Consider the following 21017-nt stretch of genomic DNA (forward strand, 5'->3'; position numbering starts at 1 on the left):
TCCTATTTTATTATTGTAAATGGCTTGGTTAGTGTTTCATGCTCTGTGATTAAGCGATAAAAATACGTTCCGCTAGGCAGTTCTTTTCCAATAAATACAACTCTATGATTTCCTCGATATTGAAATTCATTAATCAGTACCTTGATTGATTGTCCAAGCGTGCTCAATAATTCTAACCGTACTTGAGAATTGTTTTTTAACTGGTATTCAATCGTTGTAGAAGGATTGAATGGATTCGGATAATTTTGGTAGAGAATGTGAGTTTGGGGATAAGTATTAGAGGGGTTGTCGATAATCCCCGTTATAGTTTCACCTAGATTTCCGTTCCGGCTACATTGCTGAACTCGTATGGAAAAATCCGGTTGGTCAAAGCCTATGATGATAATACCTCCCCTGCTATCTGATATTGCATCAACATAACCTAGGTGACGATAACTTATTCCAATGTCATTATTTGACCAGAGAAATATTCCACTAGAATCCATTCTTTGGGCAAAAAGTGAGCCCCCATTTCTGCTATCAGAATTGAAATATATTTTTGAATCATCAAAACTCGAGATTATTTTTATAGTACCATTTTCACTACTATCGTACCCGCTTGTTTTTTTTCCGCCATTCTGAAAAACAAGTGTTCCATTTCCCCTTATTCTCTGAGAGTAACCTTTAACTCCTCCCTTTAACCAGGCAAAGGTAGCTCCCCCATCAGAGTTGGTTATAGAAGAATAAGTAAACCAGGAGATGCCCCCAGTGTCTGACAATACTATATAAGGAAAAGACCAAATATAGTTACCCGATGAATCTACTTTTTGGGCAACAGCGAACGTGCCAACACCCTCTAAAAAATCTATACCTCCTATTATTAATTCTCCCTTTCCATTTCCAAGTAAACCTAATATTCCAAACCCTGCATCAATATCTTGCTCTCTCCACAAGATATTACCATTATCATTTACTCCCTTTAAGTGTGATCCATACGCAACTGCAAAAGAAGTAGCCGAAGTTTTTTCAACGAGCGGTGAGTATTGTGAGTTTTCAGCAATTATAATACCTGTGTCAGACCATACTCTCTCTCCCTGATTATTAATCCATTGCGCTTTTATCATTTCTAAGGTATCTTTCCAAGCCAAAAAACACCCTCCCGCTCCATCCGAAACAATAGAAATATATCCCTCTCCTTGATTATTTTCTGCCAGTGAAACACGCATTCCCTTTTCTCCCCACAACAAGTTTCCACTGCTATCAACCCGTTGCATGCGAATGCGCCAGTAGTTAAAGGTACGGTGTCCCGTGCTATCAACTATTCTAATTTCTATGCCGTCTTTGTATGCTATGATTACACCGTTTGAGCCATCGGAGACAAGAGTTGCCGTGCCGGTATTGGGCCACTCTCCAACGATAAGCCGTGAAGTATCCCATGCCATATATCCATATTGGTTAATTCGTTTTAATACAAGCTGGCGCGGATAGACAATATTCTTTTCGTATGTTATGTATGCCCCGCCTGTACTATCACTACATATCTCAGGCAACAATCCATAACCGACAATAAGATTATTTGAAGGATCTTTTGACCATTGAGAAAAACTTTTCGTGGTTAAGAAAATTACCATAAAACACAGAACTTGCCACAGGGGATAAAAATTCATCAACATGTTCCTACATGCCATAAAGCAATTATTCAATATTTCCTTTTTACAAATAATATTTTTACTCATATAATCAACCCTAAAAAATCTTTCCATCATCCATTCACAAAATCCCTTTTGTCCCTCTCCCCCATAAAAAGGGGAGAGGGACAGGGTAATGGTCAAGCCGCCGGTGGCGGCGGTTCCGTCGGTTTACTTCTCGCCCCTCCAATATCCCGTATCACCCTCGCCGCATAATACGCGTTATAAAAATCCGGCTGACTTTCCATCAGGGTATTCACCATCTTATCAACATATTCGCTCAGGAAAACGCTTGCCTCCTTAAACTGTTGCTCCAGCGACTTCACCGCGCTCGTCACACTCGTCGAACCCGCCGCAACACCAGATTTCGCACCCCGGTAACTATTCAACTGCGCTTCAAGTGCCGCAACCACCTCATCGCTCACTCCATGCTTCTTCGCAACGTCATCCGCTTTATACTCATTCCCCAACTTCAACATCGCATCCCCCTTCTCAATCAGATCCGCATCGCGCATCCTGTCCAAATCGCTCAGCACAAAATGCGCCTTCGCCTTCAACTCGATATTCTCCGTCTTAAAAGCAAACGCGCTCAACGCCGAAGACACCGCAAACATCGAACGCCCGAGTTGCAACTCGGCGCTCTCCTTCGTATCCGATCTCCCCTCCTTCGCCCCCTTTTTCGCCTGTACTGTTGCCGAAATCCCGTTCACCTTCAAGCGAAAAATTTCCCGCGCTTCGCCCAACGGCACAAACGATGCATACAATGCTTGGTTATCATCCAAACACTTCAGCGTAACGCCATACATGTTGAATGTATTATTTTGTTCCTTTGTAAATACTGCTACGTTCCCCATAGCAAACCTTTCAATACATTGTTAATGAAAAATTAATTAAAAACGATACCTACAAAACTCAAGAAAAAATCCTAAAAAAATCTCCGCGTCTCCGCGCTGAACCCAAACTCCAACACTCCATTACTCCAACAATCCACCATTCCACCATATATACACATCATATCACATTTCGCACATCGCATATCTCATTTCCAGCCCATTTTCCACGATTGAACTCCCCCGTTTCTCAATTGAATACATCGGTTTTTCAATTGGAGACATCCGGTTTTCAATTGAAGACACCCGCTTTTCAATTGAAGAAGAGCGGATTTGAATTGAACCATCCGGCTTTTGAATTGAAGAAGTCTGGATTTGAGTTGAACCAACCGGCTTTTGAATTGAAGAAGACGGGATTTGAATTGAACCATCCGACGTTTGAATTGAAGAAGACGGGATTTGAATTGAACCATCCGGCTTTTCAATTGAAGAGAACGGGATCTGAATTGAACCCTCCGGTTTTTGAATTGAAGAGAACGGGATTTGAATTGAACCCTCCGGTTTTTCGATTGAACTCAATCGGTTTTGAATTGAAGTTCCAGATTTCTCAATTGAAGACACCCGGTTTTGGTTCGAACCAAACCCGTTGACAATTGAAGTGAGAGGAATTTGAATTGAAAGAAAAAAATATTGAAATGAACCAAACGGTAGTACGCTCGAACGCTCCCGTTGCCCAACCGAAGTGAATCTGTGATAAATTGAAGTGAAGCCGCTCTTCCCCGAAGAATCCTCATTAGACTTCTTCACCGACCGGAACAACGCCCGACGAAGAATCTTAGAAAACGAAAAACACGTAGAACGGGAACAAACAGAAGTGAGCGTACTTATCCCCTCCCGGAAATTCTCCCAAGTCAAACTGCCAAACAAAAATCTAAAATGACATGCTAAGTGTAACAACATCCAACACTCCGCGCCACGTTCTCCAAAAGTTGAACAAACTGTTATTTAACTGTGGCAAGTTTAAGAATAAAATTGAACAAAAGCAAGCAAAAAAAACAAAAAAAATCTGTTTTTTTCAAGATTCCCCCTACACCCCCTCTCCCCGCACCCCCGCGTCATCTAAAAACTCATATCTGTACCCGCCGTAGGCGGGCGTTCATCTCAAATCTCAACTACTTATCTACTCACCTACTCACCTACTCATCTACTCAACTACTTTCAAGTCAAATATCGAAACCAAAGTATCATGCAACTGCCTCTCATCATCCCTCAAAGGATAATCCGTCGTCCAATGCAACCCGCGAGATTCCTTTCTCTTCTGGGCGCTTTCAACTATCAGCAACGCAACAGTTGCAAGATTCCTCAACTCAATCAATCCTTCAGTTACTTTCGTTCGCTTGTAAAAATTCTCAATTTCATCACTGATGAGTTTGATGCGACGCTCCGCCCGGTCAAGCCGAACATCCGAACGAACTATGCCGACATAATCCCACATTATTTCCTGAATCTCTCTCCGGTCATGTTCAATCAACACCCACTCTTCCGCATTAAACGTCCCGCTCTCATCCCAATCCGGAATTTCAGGAACTACATCAATGCTGAACTTCTGCTTCTGTGAATCAACAAACGCCCGCTCCGAAAACACAACTGCCTCGAGCAACGAGTTACTTGCAAGCCGGTTCGCTCCATGAACACCCGTCATTGCAACTTCACCGCACGCATACAAATTCAACAACGAAGTCTTTCCGTTCAAATCAGTAACAACACCGCCGCAAGCATAGTGCGCCGCAGGAACAACAGGAATTGGCTCCTTCGTAATATCGAGTTTGAATTTCTTCAAACATGTTTCGTAAATCAAAGGAAATTCTTCTTTGATTCGGTCAGGCATGCTTCGACTTCGCTCAGCATGACGGAGGTCGAGAAGTACAAAATCATCTCCCCGTTTTTTTAATTCCATATCTATCGCCCGTGCAACAATATCCCTCGGCGCAAGAGACGCGCGTTCATCGTATCGTTGCATGAACTCAACACCGTCTTTCGTTTTCAGCACGCCGCCAAATCCTCGCACTGCTTCCGAAATCAGAAACGTGGGGGAGCCGGAATTGTACAACGTCGTCGGGTGAAACTGAATAAACTCCATATTCCCAATCGCCGCGCCTGCACGGTACGACATCGCAACACCATCCCCTGTTGCAATCAAAGGATTTGTTGTGTGAAGATACACTTGTCCAAGTCCGCCTGTACAAAGCACGGTCGTTCGCGAAAGAAATTTCTTCACAATATTAGCATTAACATCGAGCGCATACACGCCCCAACAATGAATCGGTGTTTCTTTGGATACTTGTTTATGCAACTGATGCTCGGTAATCAAATCAATTGCTTGATGATGCTCAAAGACTGTAATATTCGGGTGAGCAGAAATTCGCGCAAGCAATGCTCGCTCAATTTCCGCACCGCTGAAATCATGTGCATGAACTATCCGATTGCGAGTATGTCCCCCTTCCCGTCCCAAATCAAGTTCTCCTTCTCTCTGTGTAAATTGCACTCCAAGTTCAATCAATTCCCGAACGCGTGTCGGACCTTCCTTCACTAAAATATCTACAGCATCCCGGTGGCACAATCCTACTCCGGCAGAAAGTGTATCCTGCACATGCAAATCAAACGAATCATTCTTCGCAACCACTGCCGCAATCCCTCCTTGTGCAAGATTGGTGTTCGATGTAGCCTTCTCTTTCTTCGTGATGATGACAACCGTCCCCACTTCCGCCGCTCTGAGCGCGAACGAAAGCCCCGCAATCCCGCTTCCAACAATCAAAAAGTCCGAACGAATTTCTTTACTCATGAGAATGTAACCCGTAACCCCAAACCTGTAACCATCACTTAACCATGTTCAATAGTTGATAAACGAACTCCACTTTCCCCTTCAACTCTTTCATCGTTCCTATGTTGTGAATGACAAAATCCACTTTGCCTGCTTTTCTCTTCTGGTCAATCTGCGACTTCATTCGTTTCATCACTTCTTCCCGGGATGAATTGTCCCGCTTCATCACACGCCTGATGCAATCTTCCTCATCTGCCACAACGACGATGAGGTACTCGAACATGTTTTCGATTCCCGCCTCAAAAATAAGCGCGGCTTCAACGATGAACAAAGAATACGTTCCGGTTTTCTCCTCACGGCTAATTTGTTTTTCTATTGATTGAATCACGGCAGGATGAACAATGGAATTCAACAATTTTAATTGTTGTGTATCGGCAAATACTTTCTTGGCAAGAAATGAACGGTTGATGGAACCATCTGACAGATAAGATTCTTCTCCAAACTCCTCTCGAATGGTCTTCCGAACAGATGTATCGGAAACCATCAAGTCCTTCGCTAAGGCATCGGCTGAAATCACCTTCGCACCAAGTTGCTCAAACATCCGAGCAACTTCGGATTTCCCGCTTCCGATGTTGCCCGTTAATCCGATAACGAGAAGTGTATGTGGTTGATGTTTTGTTTCCATAAAAGTAGAGTCCGATTCGTAATCGGACACAATGAAAAATCACAAAGCCATACCTGAAAGTCCATTTGCGAAATGGACTCTACATCGGGGCATTATCTTACCGGGCGAACGCAACTGACCGCTTCTCCCGAATCACTGTCACTTTCACCTGACCGGGATAATCCATATCGGTTTGAATTTTTGCAGCAATATCGTTCGCGAGCATATCGGACATTGCATCGTCAACTTTGTCACACTCGACGATGACACGTATTTCCCGGCCTGCCTGAATTGCGTATGTTTTCTCTACTCCGCTAAATGATTTAGCAAGATTTTCCAATCGCTCCAATCGTTTAGCATACGCCTCAACCGATTCACGTCGTGCGCCGGGGCGAGCGCCGCTGATTGCATCAGCAGATTGTACTAGCGCGGCAATCGGGTGTTCCATGGGAATATCTTCGTGGTGCGAGCCGACGGCATTAATAACTATCGGGTTTTCATTGTGTCGCTTCAGAAAATCAAAACCAATTAACGCGTGCGGACCCTCGACATTTTTGTTCATCGTCTTCCCGATATCATGCAACAAACCGGCGCGCTTCGCGAGACTTGTATCAATGCCAAGTTCCGCCGCCATCAATCCGGTAAGGTGTGCAACTTCAATGCTGTGTGCGAGCAAATTCTGTCCGTAACTCCAACGATATTTCATCAATCCGATTTGACGCAACACTTCCTCGTGTCCGCCATGTAACCCCAACTCCATCAACGCGCCTTCACCGACACGGAGAATTTCTTCGTCAATATCCTTTCGAACATTCTCGACAATTTCTTCAATCCGCGCGGGATGAATTCTTCCATCGGCAATAAGTCGTTCAAGCGAAATCTTCGCGACTTCCCGTCGTAACGGATCGAACGCTGAAAGTATCACCGCTTCCGGTGTGTCATCAACAATAACATCAACGCCGGTCGAACCTTCAAACGAGCGGATGTTGCGTCCCTCTTTGCCGATGATGCGCCCCTTCACTTCGTCGCTTCCAAGGTGCAACACGCTGACGGTTGATTCGACACAATAATCCGAAGCCACTCGTTGAATCGCCTGCACGATAATTTTTTGTGCGTCCCGCTTTGCATCTAACTTTGCTGTGTCACGGATCTGTTTTACCGACTGAGCAACATCCGAGCGCGCGTCGTTTACCATATTTGTCATAAGCGCTTTTTTAGCATCGTCCCGGGACATACCCGCAACACGCTCTAAGCGTTGCGTCTCTTCTGAAATTAATTTTTGAAGGATAATATTCTTTTCATCGTGCTGTTTTGCTTTCTCCTCAATCTCCCTTCGCAGGTTGTTCAGGTCTTTCTCTTTTTTATCCATCAACTCCACGCGGCGTTCGAGATTTTCTTCCCGCGCATCTAACTGCCGCTCGAATGCTTGTTGTTTATTTCGCTTCTGGTTGATGTCCTGTTCGGCTTCCTGTTTCTTCTTGTACCATTCATCTTTAACTTCAAGGAGTTTTTCTTTTTTCAGGTTAGTCGCATCCCGGTCAGCATCAGCGAGAATTTGTTTTGCACGCGCCTCTGCATTGGCAATTTTATTCTGCCCGATACGGGAATTAATGTACCATCCCGCGGCGAAAGAAATTCCCGTAAGAACAACTGTAATGATTATGAGTAATTCAACTTGCATACATACTCTTCAGTATTATTTTCATAAAATACAAAACCGCACTTGCCATGTCAGGCATTTGAAAGAATCTCTCTCTGAATGCACAGTGGGTACCCGCCTGAACATTTCTTGTATCTACCGTCGCTCAGGTGTTACCCAAAAACGATTCCGTAAACGGAGTGTAGCCCGCAATACGATGCTCACGAGTCAAGTTCCCTATTCGTATCACTTGTCAGATTCTTCTACGATTGACATTTCGCATGAGGAAACCTCATGCGCCGGCGTAAAGTGCGGTTTAATGTGTTGCACTATGTATGAAAAGAACAATGCTGTCAATTATGCAGTACGCAAGCACTCGTCCAGATACGAGTGCATCTTCCCCAACTCGGTCTCTACAACCGTCGTCATCGAACGATTCTTCTCACGTTCCTTCAGCAAATCTTCCGTGATGTTCAATGCTGAAAGAACAGCCACCGTCAGCGGCGGTTGTTCCGGGATGCGTTGATGAATTGCTTGTATCATCTCATCAACATACGATGCGACTTTTTTTGTGAGTTCTTCGCTCTCACCGCGTAATGGATATTCCGAGCCAAAGATTTTTACTTTGATGCTTTTTCCGTCAGTTGGCATAGTTTCTTGTTTGATTGTTCTTCACATTACCTTGTCAAAGTGCGACTCACTTTTATTTTCAAAATTATCTTCTTGTAATTTTTCGTTTGCTTTTGAAGATGAAGTGAGTCGCACGTTAGTCCGGTTTTATAAATGAGAATTGATTTTTGCTATCAACTCCCGAATTCGATTTTGAAGGACTTCTTTCTCTTCCTTCGTGAACAGGATGTTTTCTTCCGTGTTGTTCAACTGAGCGTTTTCCGCCTTCAGCCGTTTCATGTCCTGTTCTTTCGTGCTTAATAAACTTTTGATGGAATTCAATTCCGATTCGTACTGATTTTTCAATTGGGAAATTTCAGTCTCTAAACTTGACCGCGTGTTCTGAAGTTCAGAAGTAGCCCTGCTACGAGTAGAAGCAAGTTCATCTTCGTACTTGCTTTTCAATGATGTCACCTCAGCCGCTTGCTGGGCGAACAAGGAATTCAATTCGGAATCTAATTGATTTTTTAACTGCTGAATCTCGGTTTCTAATTTCGTTTTGGTGCTCAGTAGTTCTGCCTCTGAAGTGGTACGAGTTACTTGTAACTCATCCTCGTACTTACTTTTCAGTGACGTAACTTCTGCCGAATGTTTCGCGTGAAGCGAATTCATTTCAGATTCTTGCTGAGATTTCAACGCTTTTACTTCGCGTTCGCTTTGACTTCGCAAACTTGTAAGTTGATTTTCAAACTGAACTTTCGCCCGTTGAAATTCAGCGGTTAGTTGCTGATGTCGTTCGACCAAGGCAGTATTATCTGCGCGCAATTGGTTGATGAGTTCAACACTGAACCGAATCTTCTCCCACAACGATTTGAGGGATGATTCTACCGAGTTCGTTTCGAGTATGACCTGATTTTCTGTTTCTATCTGAACCTGACTCACAACGTTCCTTTCTTATGTTCGGAGCGAGGCATTCAACTTTTCCGATAAATGCTTGACTATCAATTGAATTTGTTTATCTATTTCATCTTGTGTGAGAGTGTGGTCTTCCGAGGTTAACTCAAGTGCAAACGCACAACTCTTTTTCCCTGCCGAAATTTGGTCGCCGCTGTAAATATCGAACAGTTCAATCTGCTTCAATAGGGAACCGCCGTTCGCTGTGATTTCTTCAATCAATGTTCCAACAGGAATTTGTTCATCCACGACGACAGCAATGTCGCGCATAACCGATGGATATTTTGGCAAAGGTTGATACACATTCTTCATCCGTTTGTTTTGTTCAAGCAGTGCAAGATTCAATTCTGCAACGAAAACATCTTGCTCTATCTCAAATCGCTTCAACATATCGTGACGAATTTTACCAACTTTTCCAATTGTCTGACCATTGATTTCAATTGTCAAACTGTCATCCATCAACAAATCGGCAATAGGATACGGAATAAATTTATAATTGTCAAGAAAAACTTTAGAGAAACATGCCTCAAGTTCACCTTTAAGTTCAAACATGTCAGATTTTTGAACCCGCCCGTCCCAATGTCGTCGTTCAGCCAAGCCGCTTAGAACGATTGCCAAGCGGTCTTCTTCATAAAACCCTGAAACATAATCTCCCTGTTTCGGGGCTTCCTTTTTGAAATACACTCGTCCGAATTCAAACAAACGAACGTCTTTCGTTCCGTGAAAGATATTGCTTCGGACAGAATTCAAAAGTCCGGGCAACATGCTTGTTCGCAATGCAGCCATATCTTTGCTGATTGGATTTGCCACTTCGACAAATTCATTTGATGCCAATTTCGCTGTTTCAATATCATTCATCGAATTGATGACTGCTTCATGAAATCCACGACCCACAAACCACTCTCGCAGTTCGTTTTCAAAATCCCGTTTAGGCGGTTGGGAAGAAAAAGTAAACCTTGATGAAGTATCAGTTTGAATGTTATCGTAACCGAATACCCGCGCTACTTCTTCAATCAAATCAATTTCACGTTCAAGGTCAATGCGGTAGGTTGGAACTTCAAACTCTATGGTATCTTCGTTCGCGTTTTGCTTTGATGGTAAAGGAGTTAGTTCAATCTTCTTCAAAAGATTGACGACATCATTTCTTTCTAGGTTTGTTCCGAGCAGTTGATTGGTACGACTGACTCTAACCGGAACAATGCGCTGTTGAATTTTTTGAGGATAAACATCAAGCACGCCTTGAAGAACTTCCGCTCCGCATAATTCCTGAATGAGTTGAGCGGCTCTGTCAATTGCAACCGCTGTAATATTCGGATTTGCTCCACGCTCAAATCGTTGTGAAGCATCGGAAGAGATGCCTAAATACTTTGCCGTACGTCTGACGCTTCTCGGATTGAAATACGCGCTTTCAAGCAACACATTTTTCGTCGTTTCTGTAATCTCGGTATTCTCTCCTCCCATCACTCCGGCGACTGCGATGTTCCTTTCGCCATCACAAATCATGAGCGTGTCGCTTTTCAGTGTTCGTTCTTTATGGTCAAGCGTTGTGAACTTCTCCCCTTCCTTCGCGCACTTCACAACAATCTTGTTTCCCGCCAATGTATCGTAATCAAAGGCATGAAGCGGATGACCGTATTCCATGAGAACATAATTAGTTACATCAACCACGTTATTCACGGGACGAATCCCGATTGCAGTCAATCTGTTTTGCAACCACTTGGGTGATTCTCCAACCTTCACATTCAGCAAAACCCGTCCCGAATATCTCGGGCAGTTTTCAATATCATTAATAATGATTGTAGCCGCTTCGGAAGTTTTTTTTGAACATTCTTGAAGATTGATTTTGGGATAGGCAATTTTTGATTCGAGAAGAGCGGCAACCTCTCTTGCGATTCCAATGTGACTGAGAGCGTCGGCTCGGTTCGGTGTAATTCCTACTTCAAATACAATGTCATCCTGACCTAAAAATTCTGCCAAGGGAGTTCCGGCTTTCGCCTCCGATTCAAACACAATGATTCCGTCTTTATCCTCACCCAAACCGAGTTCGTATGCAGAACAAATCATTCCGAACGATTCGACGCCGCGGAGTTTGACATTGGAGAGAGTAAATGGCTTTCCATCTGGGTCGTGTTGGTTGTGCGGAACTACCGCGCCGGAAAGTCCGACGGCAACGACTTGTCCGAGAGCAACATTCGGCGCGCCGCAAACAATTTGCAATACTTCGCTTCCGACATCAACCTTACAGACAGTTAACTTGTTTGCATTCGGATGTTTGCTCGCCTCAAGAACTTTTCCGACAACAAACTTTTCGTACTTCGCTCCGAGATATTCGATATCCTCAATCTCAAGACCGACCATTGTTAACTTATGCGCCAACTCCTCCGGCGAGATGATGATATTAACATACTCTTGTAACCACTTTAACGAAACTTTCATAAACTCAATCGCCGCTTAGAATTGTGACAGGAACCGGATGTCATTCTCAAACAATAGTCTGATGTCATCAATGCCATACCTCAACATCGTGATGCGTTCAATTCCCATTCCGAACGCGTAGCCCGTGTACTTTTCCGTGTCGTATCTGACTGAAGTAAAGACATTCGGGTCAACCATCCCGCAACCAAGAATTTCAAGCCAACCTGAACCTTTACAAACACGGCATCCTTTTCCCTGGCAGAGAAAGCATGTAATATCCATTTCTGCGCTCGGCTCTGTGAATGGAAAGAAACTCGGACGGAAGCGATATTTCAAACTGCTCCCGTACAATTGTTTTGCAAATGCAACCAACGTTCCCTTCAACTCTGCAAAATTTACATGCGTGTCCACATACAATCCTTCGACCTGATGGAACAGGCAATAACTGCGCGCGCTTACCGCTTCATTCCGGTAAACACGGCCGGGAATGATAACGCGAATCGGCGGCTGTTGCTTTTCCATAACGCGGATTTGAACAGGCGAGGTGTGCGTTCTGAGAAGAACTTTTTCTGTGATGAAAAAAGTATCCTGCATATCTCGCGCAGGATGGTCGGGTGGGAAGTTGAGCGCTTCAAAATTATGGTAATCATCTTCAATCTCAGGACCGGTTTCTACAGTGAATCCCATTCCCAAGAAAATGCGCTTGATTTCATCAAGCGTCTGCATGAGCGGATGCTTTGAACCAACCCAATGCGTTTTTCCCGGGAGCGATAAATCAATTTTTGAAGTCCGTTTTTGTGTTGTCTGTTCGAGAGCGGCTTTCTTTTCATCAAACTTTGTTTGAACAAGAACACGCAACTCATTCAACGCCTTTCCGACGGATGGTCGTTGGTCTGAAGGAACGTCCTTCAACTTGTCAAACAAATCAGCGATCTGTCCTTTACGGGCAAGAAAGTTGATTCTGAACGCATCGAGCAATTGAACATCGCTCACTCCTTCGAGTTCATTCAAGGCGGTTTGTTTGATTGCGGTTATCGTATCAAGCATGGCACAAGTTCATTTCAAAAATGAAAAATCTTCTTCAAAAATAAAGAACGGGACGAGCAGATGCTCGTCCCTGATTTCAAATATCTTGAAAGAAGATTTACGCTGTTGCAAATTTTACGACTTCAGCGAACGCGTTCGGATGACGCGCTGCCAAATCGGCTAACACTTTTCTGTTGATGTCAACACTCTTTTTATTGAGAGCATCAATCAGGCGTGAGTATGTTGTTCCATACAATCGTGAGGCGGCATTGATACGCGCAATCCACAGTTGACGGAAATCCCGTTTCTTTTTTCTACGGTCGCGGTAGGCGTGTTGTCCCGCCTTATCAAGGTGATGTTTCGCGATCGTGAGGACTTTACTTCGTGCGCCCCAATATCCTTTCGCGCGTTGCAGAAGACGTTTCCGTCTCCGATGCGATGCTACTTTATTTTGTGAACGTGGCATTTCGTTTTCTCCTGTTCAAAGTTATGATTGAATCATGATTGCTATTTTTTTCGACTCGGTCTCATGAACGAGCGTTGATTTACGAAGGTGGCGCTTTCGCTTCGTCGTCTTCGATGTGAGGATATGACTGCGAAATGCTCGCTTACGTTTTACTTTTCCGCTTGCGGTGAGTTTGAAACGTTTTCTTGCACCTGAATTTGATTTTTGCTTTGGCATAATTCAACTATGATTGTGATTCTTTTGATTTAATACTACCTTTTTTCTTCGACCCGCGTTCCGGGGCGAATATCATCGCCATGCTTCGACCTTCTAATTTTGCTTCTTGGTCAACCTTGGCAAAGTCTGCTAAACTTTCCGCAATCCGGGCAAGCAGTACTCTGCCCTGCTCGGTGTACGTCATCTCCCGACCTTTGAACACAACTGTCGCTTTGACTTTGTGTCCGTCTTCAAGAAATTGTTTTGCGTGACGAATTTTGAATTCCACATCGTGGTCATCGGTGTTCGGATGAAAACGCAATTCTTTCAGCAATGTTACTTGCTGATTTTTTCGTTGGATACGTTCTTTCTTTGATTGTTCGTACTTGTACTTGCCGATGTCCATAATTTTACAGACAGGCGGTTGTGCATTCGGAACAATTTCAATCAGATCAAGACCTTGTTGTCTTGCCATGTTCAACGCCTCGGAAGGCGTCATGACTCCAAGCTGACCGCTTTCGTCAATTACCCTGACTTGCTTCGCTTTGATTTCTTCATTTATACGAACTTGATCTGAACCCTTAATAACGTATCTCCTATTGTGGTAACGATTTTGTTAAATATTCTTGTTTAATTTTTTCTGCTAATTCTGCTAATCCCATCACGCCAACATCACCCCGTTTATGTTGACGAACCGAGACTGTCGAAGTTTCTTTTTCTTTCTGACCAACAACAAGCATGAACGGGACTTTCTTGGTTTCCCAGTCACGAATTTTGTAATTAATTTTTTCACTCCGGTCATCCATTTCAACACGGAGACCGTTCACTTTCAAGGCATCATAGACTGACTGAGCATATTCACGTTGTGCATCGGTAATCGGCATGACTGCAACTTGCACAGGCGCCAACCAAACAGGAAACGCTCCGGCAAAATGCTCTGTGATGATTCCGATGAAACGTTCGAATGAACCAAAGATAGCACGATGAATTGCAACAGGACGTTTCCGTGTTCCGTCTTCAGCGACATATTCGAGGTCGAAACGTTCCGGCAACATCACAAAATCAAGTTGAATTGTTGCAACTTGCCATTCACGTCCGATTGCATCTTTAATTTGAATATCAATCTTCGGTCCGTAAAACGCGCCATCTTTTTCTTTGATGGAATATTTCAGACCATTGCTTTCGAGTGCACTTCGTAATGATGCTTCTGCCTGTTCCCACAACGCGGGTTCGCCCATTGCTTCGTCCGGCTTTGTCGAAAGTTTGAACTGCGCTTCTAATCCGAATATACGATAAACTTTCGTGACCAATCCTATCAGTCTGTTTATCTCTGAAAGAATTTGGTCGGGGCGACAGTAAATGTGTGCATCATCCATCGTGATTTGGCGAACACGAAACATTCCGCCAAGCGCACCTGAAATTTCATTCCGATGCAATCTTCCGATTTCTGAAAATCGTAATGGTAAATCTTTGTAACTACGCGTCTTGTACGAGAATGCGTATGTACTTTCCGGGCAGTTCATCGGCTTGAGACTGTACGTGGATTCACCTTCCTGTTCGAAGAAGAACATATTCTCCTTGTAGTGAGCCCAATGCCCTGAACGTTCCCACAAATCCTTTTTGACAAGAATCGGTGTATTGATTTCCAAATATCCTTCTCTGTCAAGTTCTTCGCGAATGAATTTTTCCAACTCGCGGAAGATTATCATTCCTTTCGGTAACCAGAACGGCGCGCCGGGTGCGACATCATGAAACGCGAACAATTCAAGTTCTCTTCCTAACTTCCGATGGTCGCGACGTTTCGCCTCTTCGAGACGGAACATGTAATCATCTAATTCCTTCTTTGAAGGAAACGTGATTGCATAAATGCGTTGAAGCATTTTGTTCTTTTCGCTTCCCCGCCAATACGCTCCGGCTACACTCAGCAATTTGATTGCTTTGATTTTTCCTGTCGAAGGCAAATGCGGACCATAGCATAAATCTGTAAACTTACCTGAATGATAAAAAGTAATTGTTTGACCTTTTAATTCATCCAATAATTCAAGTTTGTACTGATCGCCTTTTTGCTTGAAATATTCAACAGCATTTTCCCACTGTCGTTCTTCGCGTTTGTAAGTTGAATCTAACTTGGCAAGTTCAACCATCTTCGCCTCGATTTTCTGCAAATCTTCCGGCGTGAGTGAATGTCCGTTCGTATCAATGTCGTAATAGAAACCTTCTTCAATCGGTGGACCGATTCCGAATTTCGTTCCGGGGAAAATCGCCTCTACTGCTTCCGCCATCAAGTGCGCGGAACTATGCCAGAACGCGTACTTGCCGTTCGCATCATCCCACTTCAAAAGTTTCACTGAAGCGTCGGTCGGAAGCGGGCGCGATAAATCCCACACCTCGCCATTGACCTCAATTGCGAGTGCTTCACGCGCTAATCCGGAACTAATGCTCTGTGCAACTTCGTATCCGGTAACACTTTGTTGAAATTCTCTGACGCTACCGTCAGGAAAAGTAAGTTTCGTTGCCATCTTCAAATTTTGTGGGACCTATAGGACTCGAACCTATGACCTCTACCATGTCAAGGTAGCGCTCTAACCAACTGAGCTAAGATCCCGGAACAATGAAAAATGCAAAATTAAAAATTAAAAAAGGTACATCAATTTTTAACTTATCACTGATAACTTTTAACTTTGCGTTTGTGCCGGGGATCGGAATCGAACCGACACTCTCCTTGCGAAGAACAGGATTTTAAGTCCTGTGCGTCTACCAGTTTCGCCACCCCGGCATTGCTTGGTGACTTGTTAATTGATGATTAGTTAACTCATGAGTAGTTAATTAGTTTCATACAGAACACAACACATTCAAATCACAAATCACTAATTAACGAATTATCCAATCACTAACCAGAGGTGCCGAGCGGATTCGAACCGCTGCATAAAAGTTTTGCAGACTTCTCCCTTACCACTTGGGTACGGCACCAGTCAAAATATTCTTCAATTCTTCTCTCCCCTTTCCACTTGTTAAATATCTCTCCCGTTGTTTTGCATCGTCCTCTGTCACATATTCTTCAGTATAAATCAAAACAAACGGACGTCTTCGTTTAGTTGATTCTGTTTTACCGCCGTTATGTTCCTTTAACCGTCTTTCGATATCAACCGTATAACCTGTATAATTCTTTCCATCCTTCAAACTTTTCAGAACATAAACTGTAAACATCGTATATCCACTTACCACTCTTCCCCGCCTTCGGCGGGTGCGGTACGGCACCAGTCAATTCAAAATGAAAAATGCAAAATTAAAAAAGCCCGTTTGCTCGGAAAGTAAGAAGTTACAACTCTACTTTTCCATTTTCTCTACGAGCCGTAGGCATTTTTACTTTTGCATTGAGAGCGGGAAACGGGATTCGAACCCGCGACATCAACCTTGGCAAGGTTGCGCTCTACCAACTGAGCTATTCCCGCATTTTAATTTAATTCACAAAACCAGCGACTTCAATCCCGCTTGAACGGGATTACTCTCTACTCCGCCTATGGCGGAAGTTATTCCCCAATTTTATGGGTGCAAATATAGCAAATTAACCTAAACCAAGCAAGAAGACTTGAAAAAGACTGAATTAAGTAAGAAGTTACCTCCTCTCCAATAACAAATCGGAATAAGAGTGTTTGAAATAATCCTCATCTTTGATTCTAAAACTTTGAACCAAGTAGTTCATTGTTCGCTTTGCCTGTTCAGGCGAATCGCTAACAGGTACTTCAAACTCAATAAACATCCCCAATCCTGTTACTTCATCGAAATGAATCCTTGTCGAATCAAACATGAACAACGTCCTGTACTTTTCAACTCGCTCTTTGACTCCAAGCGATAGCGTCAAAGCCTCTTTCAACTCTTGCCATTCGACAAGATGAATCACTTTGAAATCACTCATCCTCTGATTTTCAGATTCAGGACGGTGATAGAAAATCAATTCTGCTTCTTTATCATCAATCTCTCGCAGTTTCAATCTCCCTTGATTGACATTGAAATACGTGTCAACCTGTTTCATCTTACAAATAAACTTCGCTTGAAGCGAGCATGCCATTGATTCCGCCGCTTCAATGCTTTGTATCTTTGCTTTGACTTCTAAATTCTTCGGCACGGAAACACAATCGCTTTTACATCGGGAACTTATCTCGTAATATCTAAAATTTCATATTCAAGAAAACCGGCAGGAACGGTAATTTTTACTTTGTCTCCTTTTACTTTTCCCATCAATCCTTTGCCGATTGGTGATGTGACAGAAATTTTATTCGCATCAAAATCTGCTTCTTCGGGTGCTACGAGTAAGTATGTAACTTCGTCACCGAAACGTAAATCTTTAAGCCGGACATTTGAGAGAATATATACTTTATCATTCGGAAGATCTTTACTCTCAATAATTCGCGTACGCGCCAACGTATTTTCCATCTTGGAAATACGGAGTTCTAACAGACCTTGTTCTTCTTTCGCCGCATCGTATTCTGCATTTTCAGAAAGGTCGCCATGGCTTCGTGCCTCACCGATTTTTTGAGACAATTCAGAGCGCCCTTTTGTTTTGAGTTCTTGCAACTCACGTTCGAGTTCACGAAGTCGCTCTTTCGTTAAATACACGTACCCGTTATTTTTATTTGATTCATTCATAAATGATAAAACATAATATTTTAGTTAGCTCAAAGAAAAGAAACAGCCACCACTCCGAAGAATGGTGGCTATTCTTAATTAAGACTGATTGAATTTACGATAAGAAATTCAGAAAATCAAGTGCCGGATGCTTTTTTCTTGTCAACAAGAATTAGGTGCCCGAGTTTGTCCCGTTTTGTTTTGAGATATTTTTCGTTTGAATCGCTTGCTTCCATCTCCAATGGAACACGTTCAACGATTTCCAAACCGTAGCCATGCAACCCGACAACTTTTTTCGGATTGTTGGTCATGAGACGCATTTTGGCAACACCAAGGTCACGAAGTATTTGCGCGCCGATTCCATAATCGCGCAAGTCAGGTCGGAAGCCGAGTTTCTCATTTGCTTCAACCGTATCGAGTCCCTCGTCTTGCAGTTTGTATGCTTTGAGTTTGTTTGATAATCCAATACCGCGTCCTTCCTGTCGCATGTAGAGTATAACTCCGGTTCCTTCTTTTGCAACAAGTTTCATCGCCGCGTTAAGTTGGTCGTGGCAATCGCATCGAATAGAACTGAACACATCTCCTGTCAGACACTCCGAGTGTACGCGAACGAGAGTAGGTTTGGAGGGCGATATTTCTCCACGTACAAGTGCGATGTGTTCGTGGTTGTCCGTTTCGCTTTTGTAAAGATTGATTTCAAAGTCACCATACTGCGTTGGCAATGTCGTCGAAACAATGCGTTGAACTAATTTCTCGCGTTGCATCCTGTATTCAATCAAGTTTCGAACGCTGATAATTTTTAGTGAATGTTTCTGAGCGAGTTCAGTCAATTCAGGCAAACGAGCCATTGAACCATCTTCATTCAAAATTTCACACAATACACCTGATGGATACAATCCTGCAAACTTGCACAAATCCACTACTGCTTCCGTGTGTCCGGCGCGACGAAGAACTCCGCCTTCCATAGCACGCAACGGAAAGATATGTCCGGGACGAGCAAGGTCACTTGGTTTCGTCTTTGAGTCAATCAGCGCTTTCACCGTTGCATTTCGGTCGGGGGCGGAAACTCCTGTGGACGTTCCGTGAATATAATCCACCGAAACAGTAAACGGCGTTTCATGAAGCGCAGTGTTTGTTTCAACCATTAACTCAAGATTCAATTCCTTCGCACGTTGAGTCGTGAGCGCAGCGCAGACAATTCCGCCCGCTTTTTTGATGATGAAGTTCATGATTTGCGGTGTACATTTTTCCGCCGCGACAATCATGTCGCCTTCGTTTTCGCGGTCTTCATCATCAACGACGATGACGATTTTTCCCGCCTGTAAATCGGCGATGCCTTCTTCAATCGTGCTGAGTTTTGTTTTATCGTGAGCCATAATTTAAAATATCTACTTGCTAAACTCTAAATACTAAACAATCTTTACTATCGAAATCCCAAATAGTCATAATTCAAAAAAATCGTCATGCCGAATTTATTTCGGCATCTAAACTCACGTGAAATTGACAATGAAACAAGCTCATGTGACAGTTTTATATTTTGAATTTAGACTATGCTCAGTCAACGACCCGTAAGGAATTACGATATTCGGATTTCGAATTTCAAGAGTTAGCTCGTTTTTCCTACTTTCTCTTCCGATGGTCGGTCAATTGTTTGAACTGCTGTTTTTTCAAACTTTAACTTTACGTCATCAGCAACCTGAATGAGTAATGTTTTTTCTTCGACGCCAATGACTGTTCCGTGAAGACCGCCAACGGTGACAATCTTATCACCCTTCTTCACTCCGTCCAAAAGTTGCTGACGTTCCTTTGCTCGCTTCTGTTGCGGACGAATAATCATGAAATAAAAAATAAAAATGATGAGCGAAAACATGACAAGCGTGCTAATCATGCTTCCACCGCCACCATCACCGGAAGGCGCCATTGCAAATAAATCAAATGTGTTCAAATGTTCTCCAAATAAATTGTTAAATGTATTCTGTTACTTCTTGTTGATTAAATAATCGTTGTTTCTTCCATTGCGCAAACTCACCACAAGCAATCGCCTGCCTTGCTTCTCTCATCAATGTTTGATAAAAAGCCAGATTGTGAATCGTTGCAAGTTGTAATCCTAAAATTTCTTTCGCCTGAAACAGATGACGCACATACGCCCGACTGAAATTCTTACATGTGTAACAACCACATTGCGCATCAACCGGTTCAAAATCGTTTTTGAACTGAGCGTTCGTGATGTTCAGATTTCCATGCGACGTAAACAACATCGCGTTGCGCCCGTTTCGAGTCGGCATCACACAATCGAACATATCAACACCACGCTCGATTGCTTCAATCAGATTTTCCGGCGTTCCGACACCCATCAAATATCGCGGTTTGTTTTCAGGCAAAATTTCCGTGCAAACCGAAATCATTTCATACATTGCTTCAGCCGGCTCACCGACTGCAAGCCCGCCAATCGCATAACCATCAAACTCCAAATTTATCAAACCGTTGGCAGAAAATTTTCGCAATTCAGGAAACGTACTTCCCTGAACAATTCCAAACAACGCCTGTGTGTAGCCGTACAAGCCTTCTGTCTCACGAAAACGGTTCAGGCATCGTTCAGCCCATCGCAACGTCAACTCGCCGGAGCGTTTTGCATATTCAAATGTCGAAGGATACGGCGTACATTCATCCAGCACCATCATAATGTCGGAGCCGATGCTTCGCTGTGTATCCACTACATTTTCCGGCGTGAAGAAATGCGTCGAGCCATCAAGATGCGAACGGAACTGAACACCCTCTTCCGAAATCTTCCGTAACTCCGAAAGACTAAACACCTGAAATCCGCCGCTGTCTGTCAGGATTGGCTTTTTCCAACCGTTGAATGTATGCAATCCGCCCGCCTGCTCCAATATCTCGGTTCCCGGGCGAAGATACAAATGGTACGTGTTACCAAGAATAATTTCAGCGCCGATTTCTTCTAACTCTCTCGGTTGAATTGCTTTTACCGTTCCTTGAGTTCCAACCGGCATAAACGCAGGCGTATGAAAAACTCCGTGGTCGGTGAAAACTCTTCCGAGACGAGCGGGACCGTCGGTTTTATCTAAGAGAAATTGCATGGGATGAAAT

At 43.5% G+C, this 21017-nt stretch carries 20 protein-coding genes and 4 tRNA genes; all 24 read right to left on the reverse strand.

Features of this window, described 5'->3' with window-relative positions; translation table 11 throughout:
- Positions 1-2: 2 nt before the first annotated feature.
- Positions 3-1715, reverse strand: a complete 1713-nt coding sequence (locus HY960_15610; GenBank protein MBI5217183.1) for a T9SS type A sorting domain-containing protein — start codon at positions 1713-1715, stop codon at positions 3-5.
- Positions 1716-1807: 92 nt separating this feature from the next.
- The gene (locus HY960_15615; GenBank protein MBI5217184.1) at positions 1808-2521 is read right to left on the reverse strand and encodes a hypothetical protein; all 714 of its coding nucleotides are present in this window, start codon (positions 2519-2521) and stop codon (positions 1808-1810) included.
- Positions 2522-2683: 162 nt separating this feature from the next.
- A complete protein-coding gene (locus tag HY960_15620; protein MBI5217185.1) occupies positions 2684-3304 on the reverse strand; it encodes a hypothetical protein in 621 nt (206 codons plus the stop codon).
- 397 nt (positions 3305-3701) lie between these two features.
- Positions 3702-5339: an L-aspartate oxidase gene (gene nadB / locus HY960_15625; protein MBI5217186.1), complete on the reverse strand. Its 1638-nt coding sequence runs from the start codon at positions 5337-5339 to the stop codon at positions 3702-3704.
- Between the two features lie 34 nt (positions 5340-5373).
- Positions 5374-6003, reverse strand: a complete 630-nt coding sequence (locus tag HY960_15630) for a dephospho-CoA kinase (GenBank protein ID MBI5217187.1) — start codon at positions 6001-6003, stop codon at positions 5374-5376.
- 97 nt (positions 6004-6100) lie between these two features.
- Positions 6101-7663, reverse strand: a complete 1563-nt coding sequence (gene rny, locus HY960_15635; GenBank protein MBI5217188.1) for a ribonuclease Y — start codon at positions 7661-7663, stop codon at positions 6101-6103.
- A 315-nt stretch (positions 7664-7978) separates the two neighbouring features.
- Positions 7979-8272 carry a cell division protein ZapA gene (locus HY960_15640; GenBank protein ID MBI5217189.1) on the reverse strand — a complete coding sequence of 98 codons (294 nt, stop codon included), beginning with the start codon at positions 8270-8272 and terminating at the stop codon, positions 7979-7981.
- Positions 8273-8398: 126 nt separating this feature from the next.
- On the reverse strand, positions 8399-9172 hold the full coding sequence (locus tag HY960_15645; protein ID MBI5217190.1) for a hypothetical protein: 774 nt from the start codon (positions 9170-9172) through the stop codon (positions 8399-8401).
- 12 nt (positions 9173-9184) lie between these two features.
- Positions 9185-11620, reverse strand: a complete 2436-nt coding sequence (locus tag HY960_15650) for a phenylalanine--tRNA ligase subunit beta (GenBank protein MBI5217191.1) — start codon at positions 11618-11620, stop codon at positions 9185-9187.
- 15 nt (positions 11621-11635) lie between these two features.
- Positions 11636-12646, reverse strand: coding sequence for a phenylalanine--tRNA ligase subunit alpha (gene pheS, locus HY960_15655; GenBank protein ID MBI5217192.1), 1011 nt, complete (start codon positions 12644-12646; stop codon positions 11636-11638).
- 97 nt (positions 12647-12743) lie between these two features.
- On the reverse strand, positions 12744-13091 hold the full coding sequence (gene rplT, locus HY960_15660; protein ID MBI5217193.1) for a 50S ribosomal protein L20: 348 nt from the start codon (positions 13089-13091) through the stop codon (positions 12744-12746).
- Positions 13092-13112: 21 nt separating this feature from the next.
- Positions 13113-13307: a 50S ribosomal protein L35 gene (gene rpmI / locus HY960_15665; GenBank protein MBI5217194.1), complete on the reverse strand. Its 195-nt coding sequence runs from the start codon at positions 13305-13307 to the stop codon at positions 13113-13115.
- A gap of 7 nt (positions 13308-13314) precedes the next feature.
- Entirely contained in the window at positions 13315-13848 is a 534-nt protein-coding gene (locus HY960_15670) for a translation initiation factor IF-3 (protein MBI5217195.1), read from the reverse strand.
- A 34-nt stretch (positions 13849-13882) separates the two neighbouring features.
- Positions 13883-15805 (reverse strand): threonine--tRNA ligase, encoded by a 1923-nt coding sequence (thrS, locus tag HY960_15675; GenBank protein MBI5217196.1) that lies wholly within the window; start codon positions 15803-15805, stop codon positions 13883-13885.
- A 12-nt stretch (positions 15806-15817) separates the two neighbouring features.
- A tRNA-Val gene (locus HY960_15680) sits at positions 15818-15891 on the reverse strand.
- A gap of 85 nt (positions 15892-15976) precedes the next feature.
- Positions 15977-16062 (reverse strand) — tRNA-Leu (locus HY960_15685).
- 122 nt (positions 16063-16184) lie between these two features.
- A tRNA-Cys gene (locus HY960_15690) sits at positions 16185-16256 on the reverse strand.
- A complete protein-coding gene (locus HY960_15695) occupies positions 16236-16493 on the reverse strand; it encodes a GIY-YIG nuclease family protein (GenBank protein MBI5217197.1) in 258 nt (85 codons plus the stop codon). The genes HY960_15690 and HY960_15695 overlap by 21 nt, the downstream gene beginning before the upstream one ends.
- 172 nt (positions 16494-16665) lie before the next feature.
- A tRNA-Gly gene (locus HY960_15700) sits at positions 16666-16738 on the reverse strand.
- 164 nt (positions 16739-16902) lie between these two features.
- Positions 16903-17412 carry a class IV adenylate cyclase gene (locus HY960_15705; GenBank protein MBI5217198.1) on the reverse strand — a complete coding sequence of 170 codons (510 nt, stop codon included), beginning with the start codon at positions 17410-17412 and terminating at the stop codon, positions 16903-16905.
- 29 nt (positions 17413-17441) lie between these two features.
- A complete protein-coding gene (gene greA, locus HY960_15710) occupies positions 17442-17933 on the reverse strand; it encodes a transcription elongation factor GreA (protein ID MBI5217199.1) in 492 nt (163 codons plus the stop codon).
- 116 nt (positions 17934-18049) lie between these two features.
- Positions 18050-19288 carry a bifunctional 3,4-dihydroxy-2-butanone-4-phosphate synthase/GTP cyclohydrolase II gene (locus HY960_15715; protein MBI5217200.1) on the reverse strand — a complete coding sequence of 413 codons (1239 nt, stop codon included), beginning with the start codon at positions 19286-19288 and terminating at the stop codon, positions 18050-18052.
- 230 nt (positions 19289-19518) lie between these two features.
- Entirely contained in the window at positions 19519-19833 is a 315-nt protein-coding gene (gene yajC / locus HY960_15720; protein MBI5217201.1) for a preprotein translocase subunit YajC, read from the reverse strand.
- Between the two features lie 43 nt (positions 19834-19876).
- Positions 19877-21007: a tRNA guanosine(34) transglycosylase Tgt gene (gene tgt, locus HY960_15725; GenBank protein MBI5217202.1), complete on the reverse strand. Its 1131-nt coding sequence runs from the start codon at positions 21005-21007 to the stop codon at positions 19877-19879.
- Between the last annotated feature and the right edge of the window lie 10 nt (positions 21008-21017).

This window comes from Ignavibacteriota bacterium, assembly GCA_016212665.1.
In the GTDB taxonomy this organism is placed as follows: domain Bacteria; phylum Bacteroidota; class Ignavibacteria; order UBA10030; family SZUA-254; genus FW602-bin19.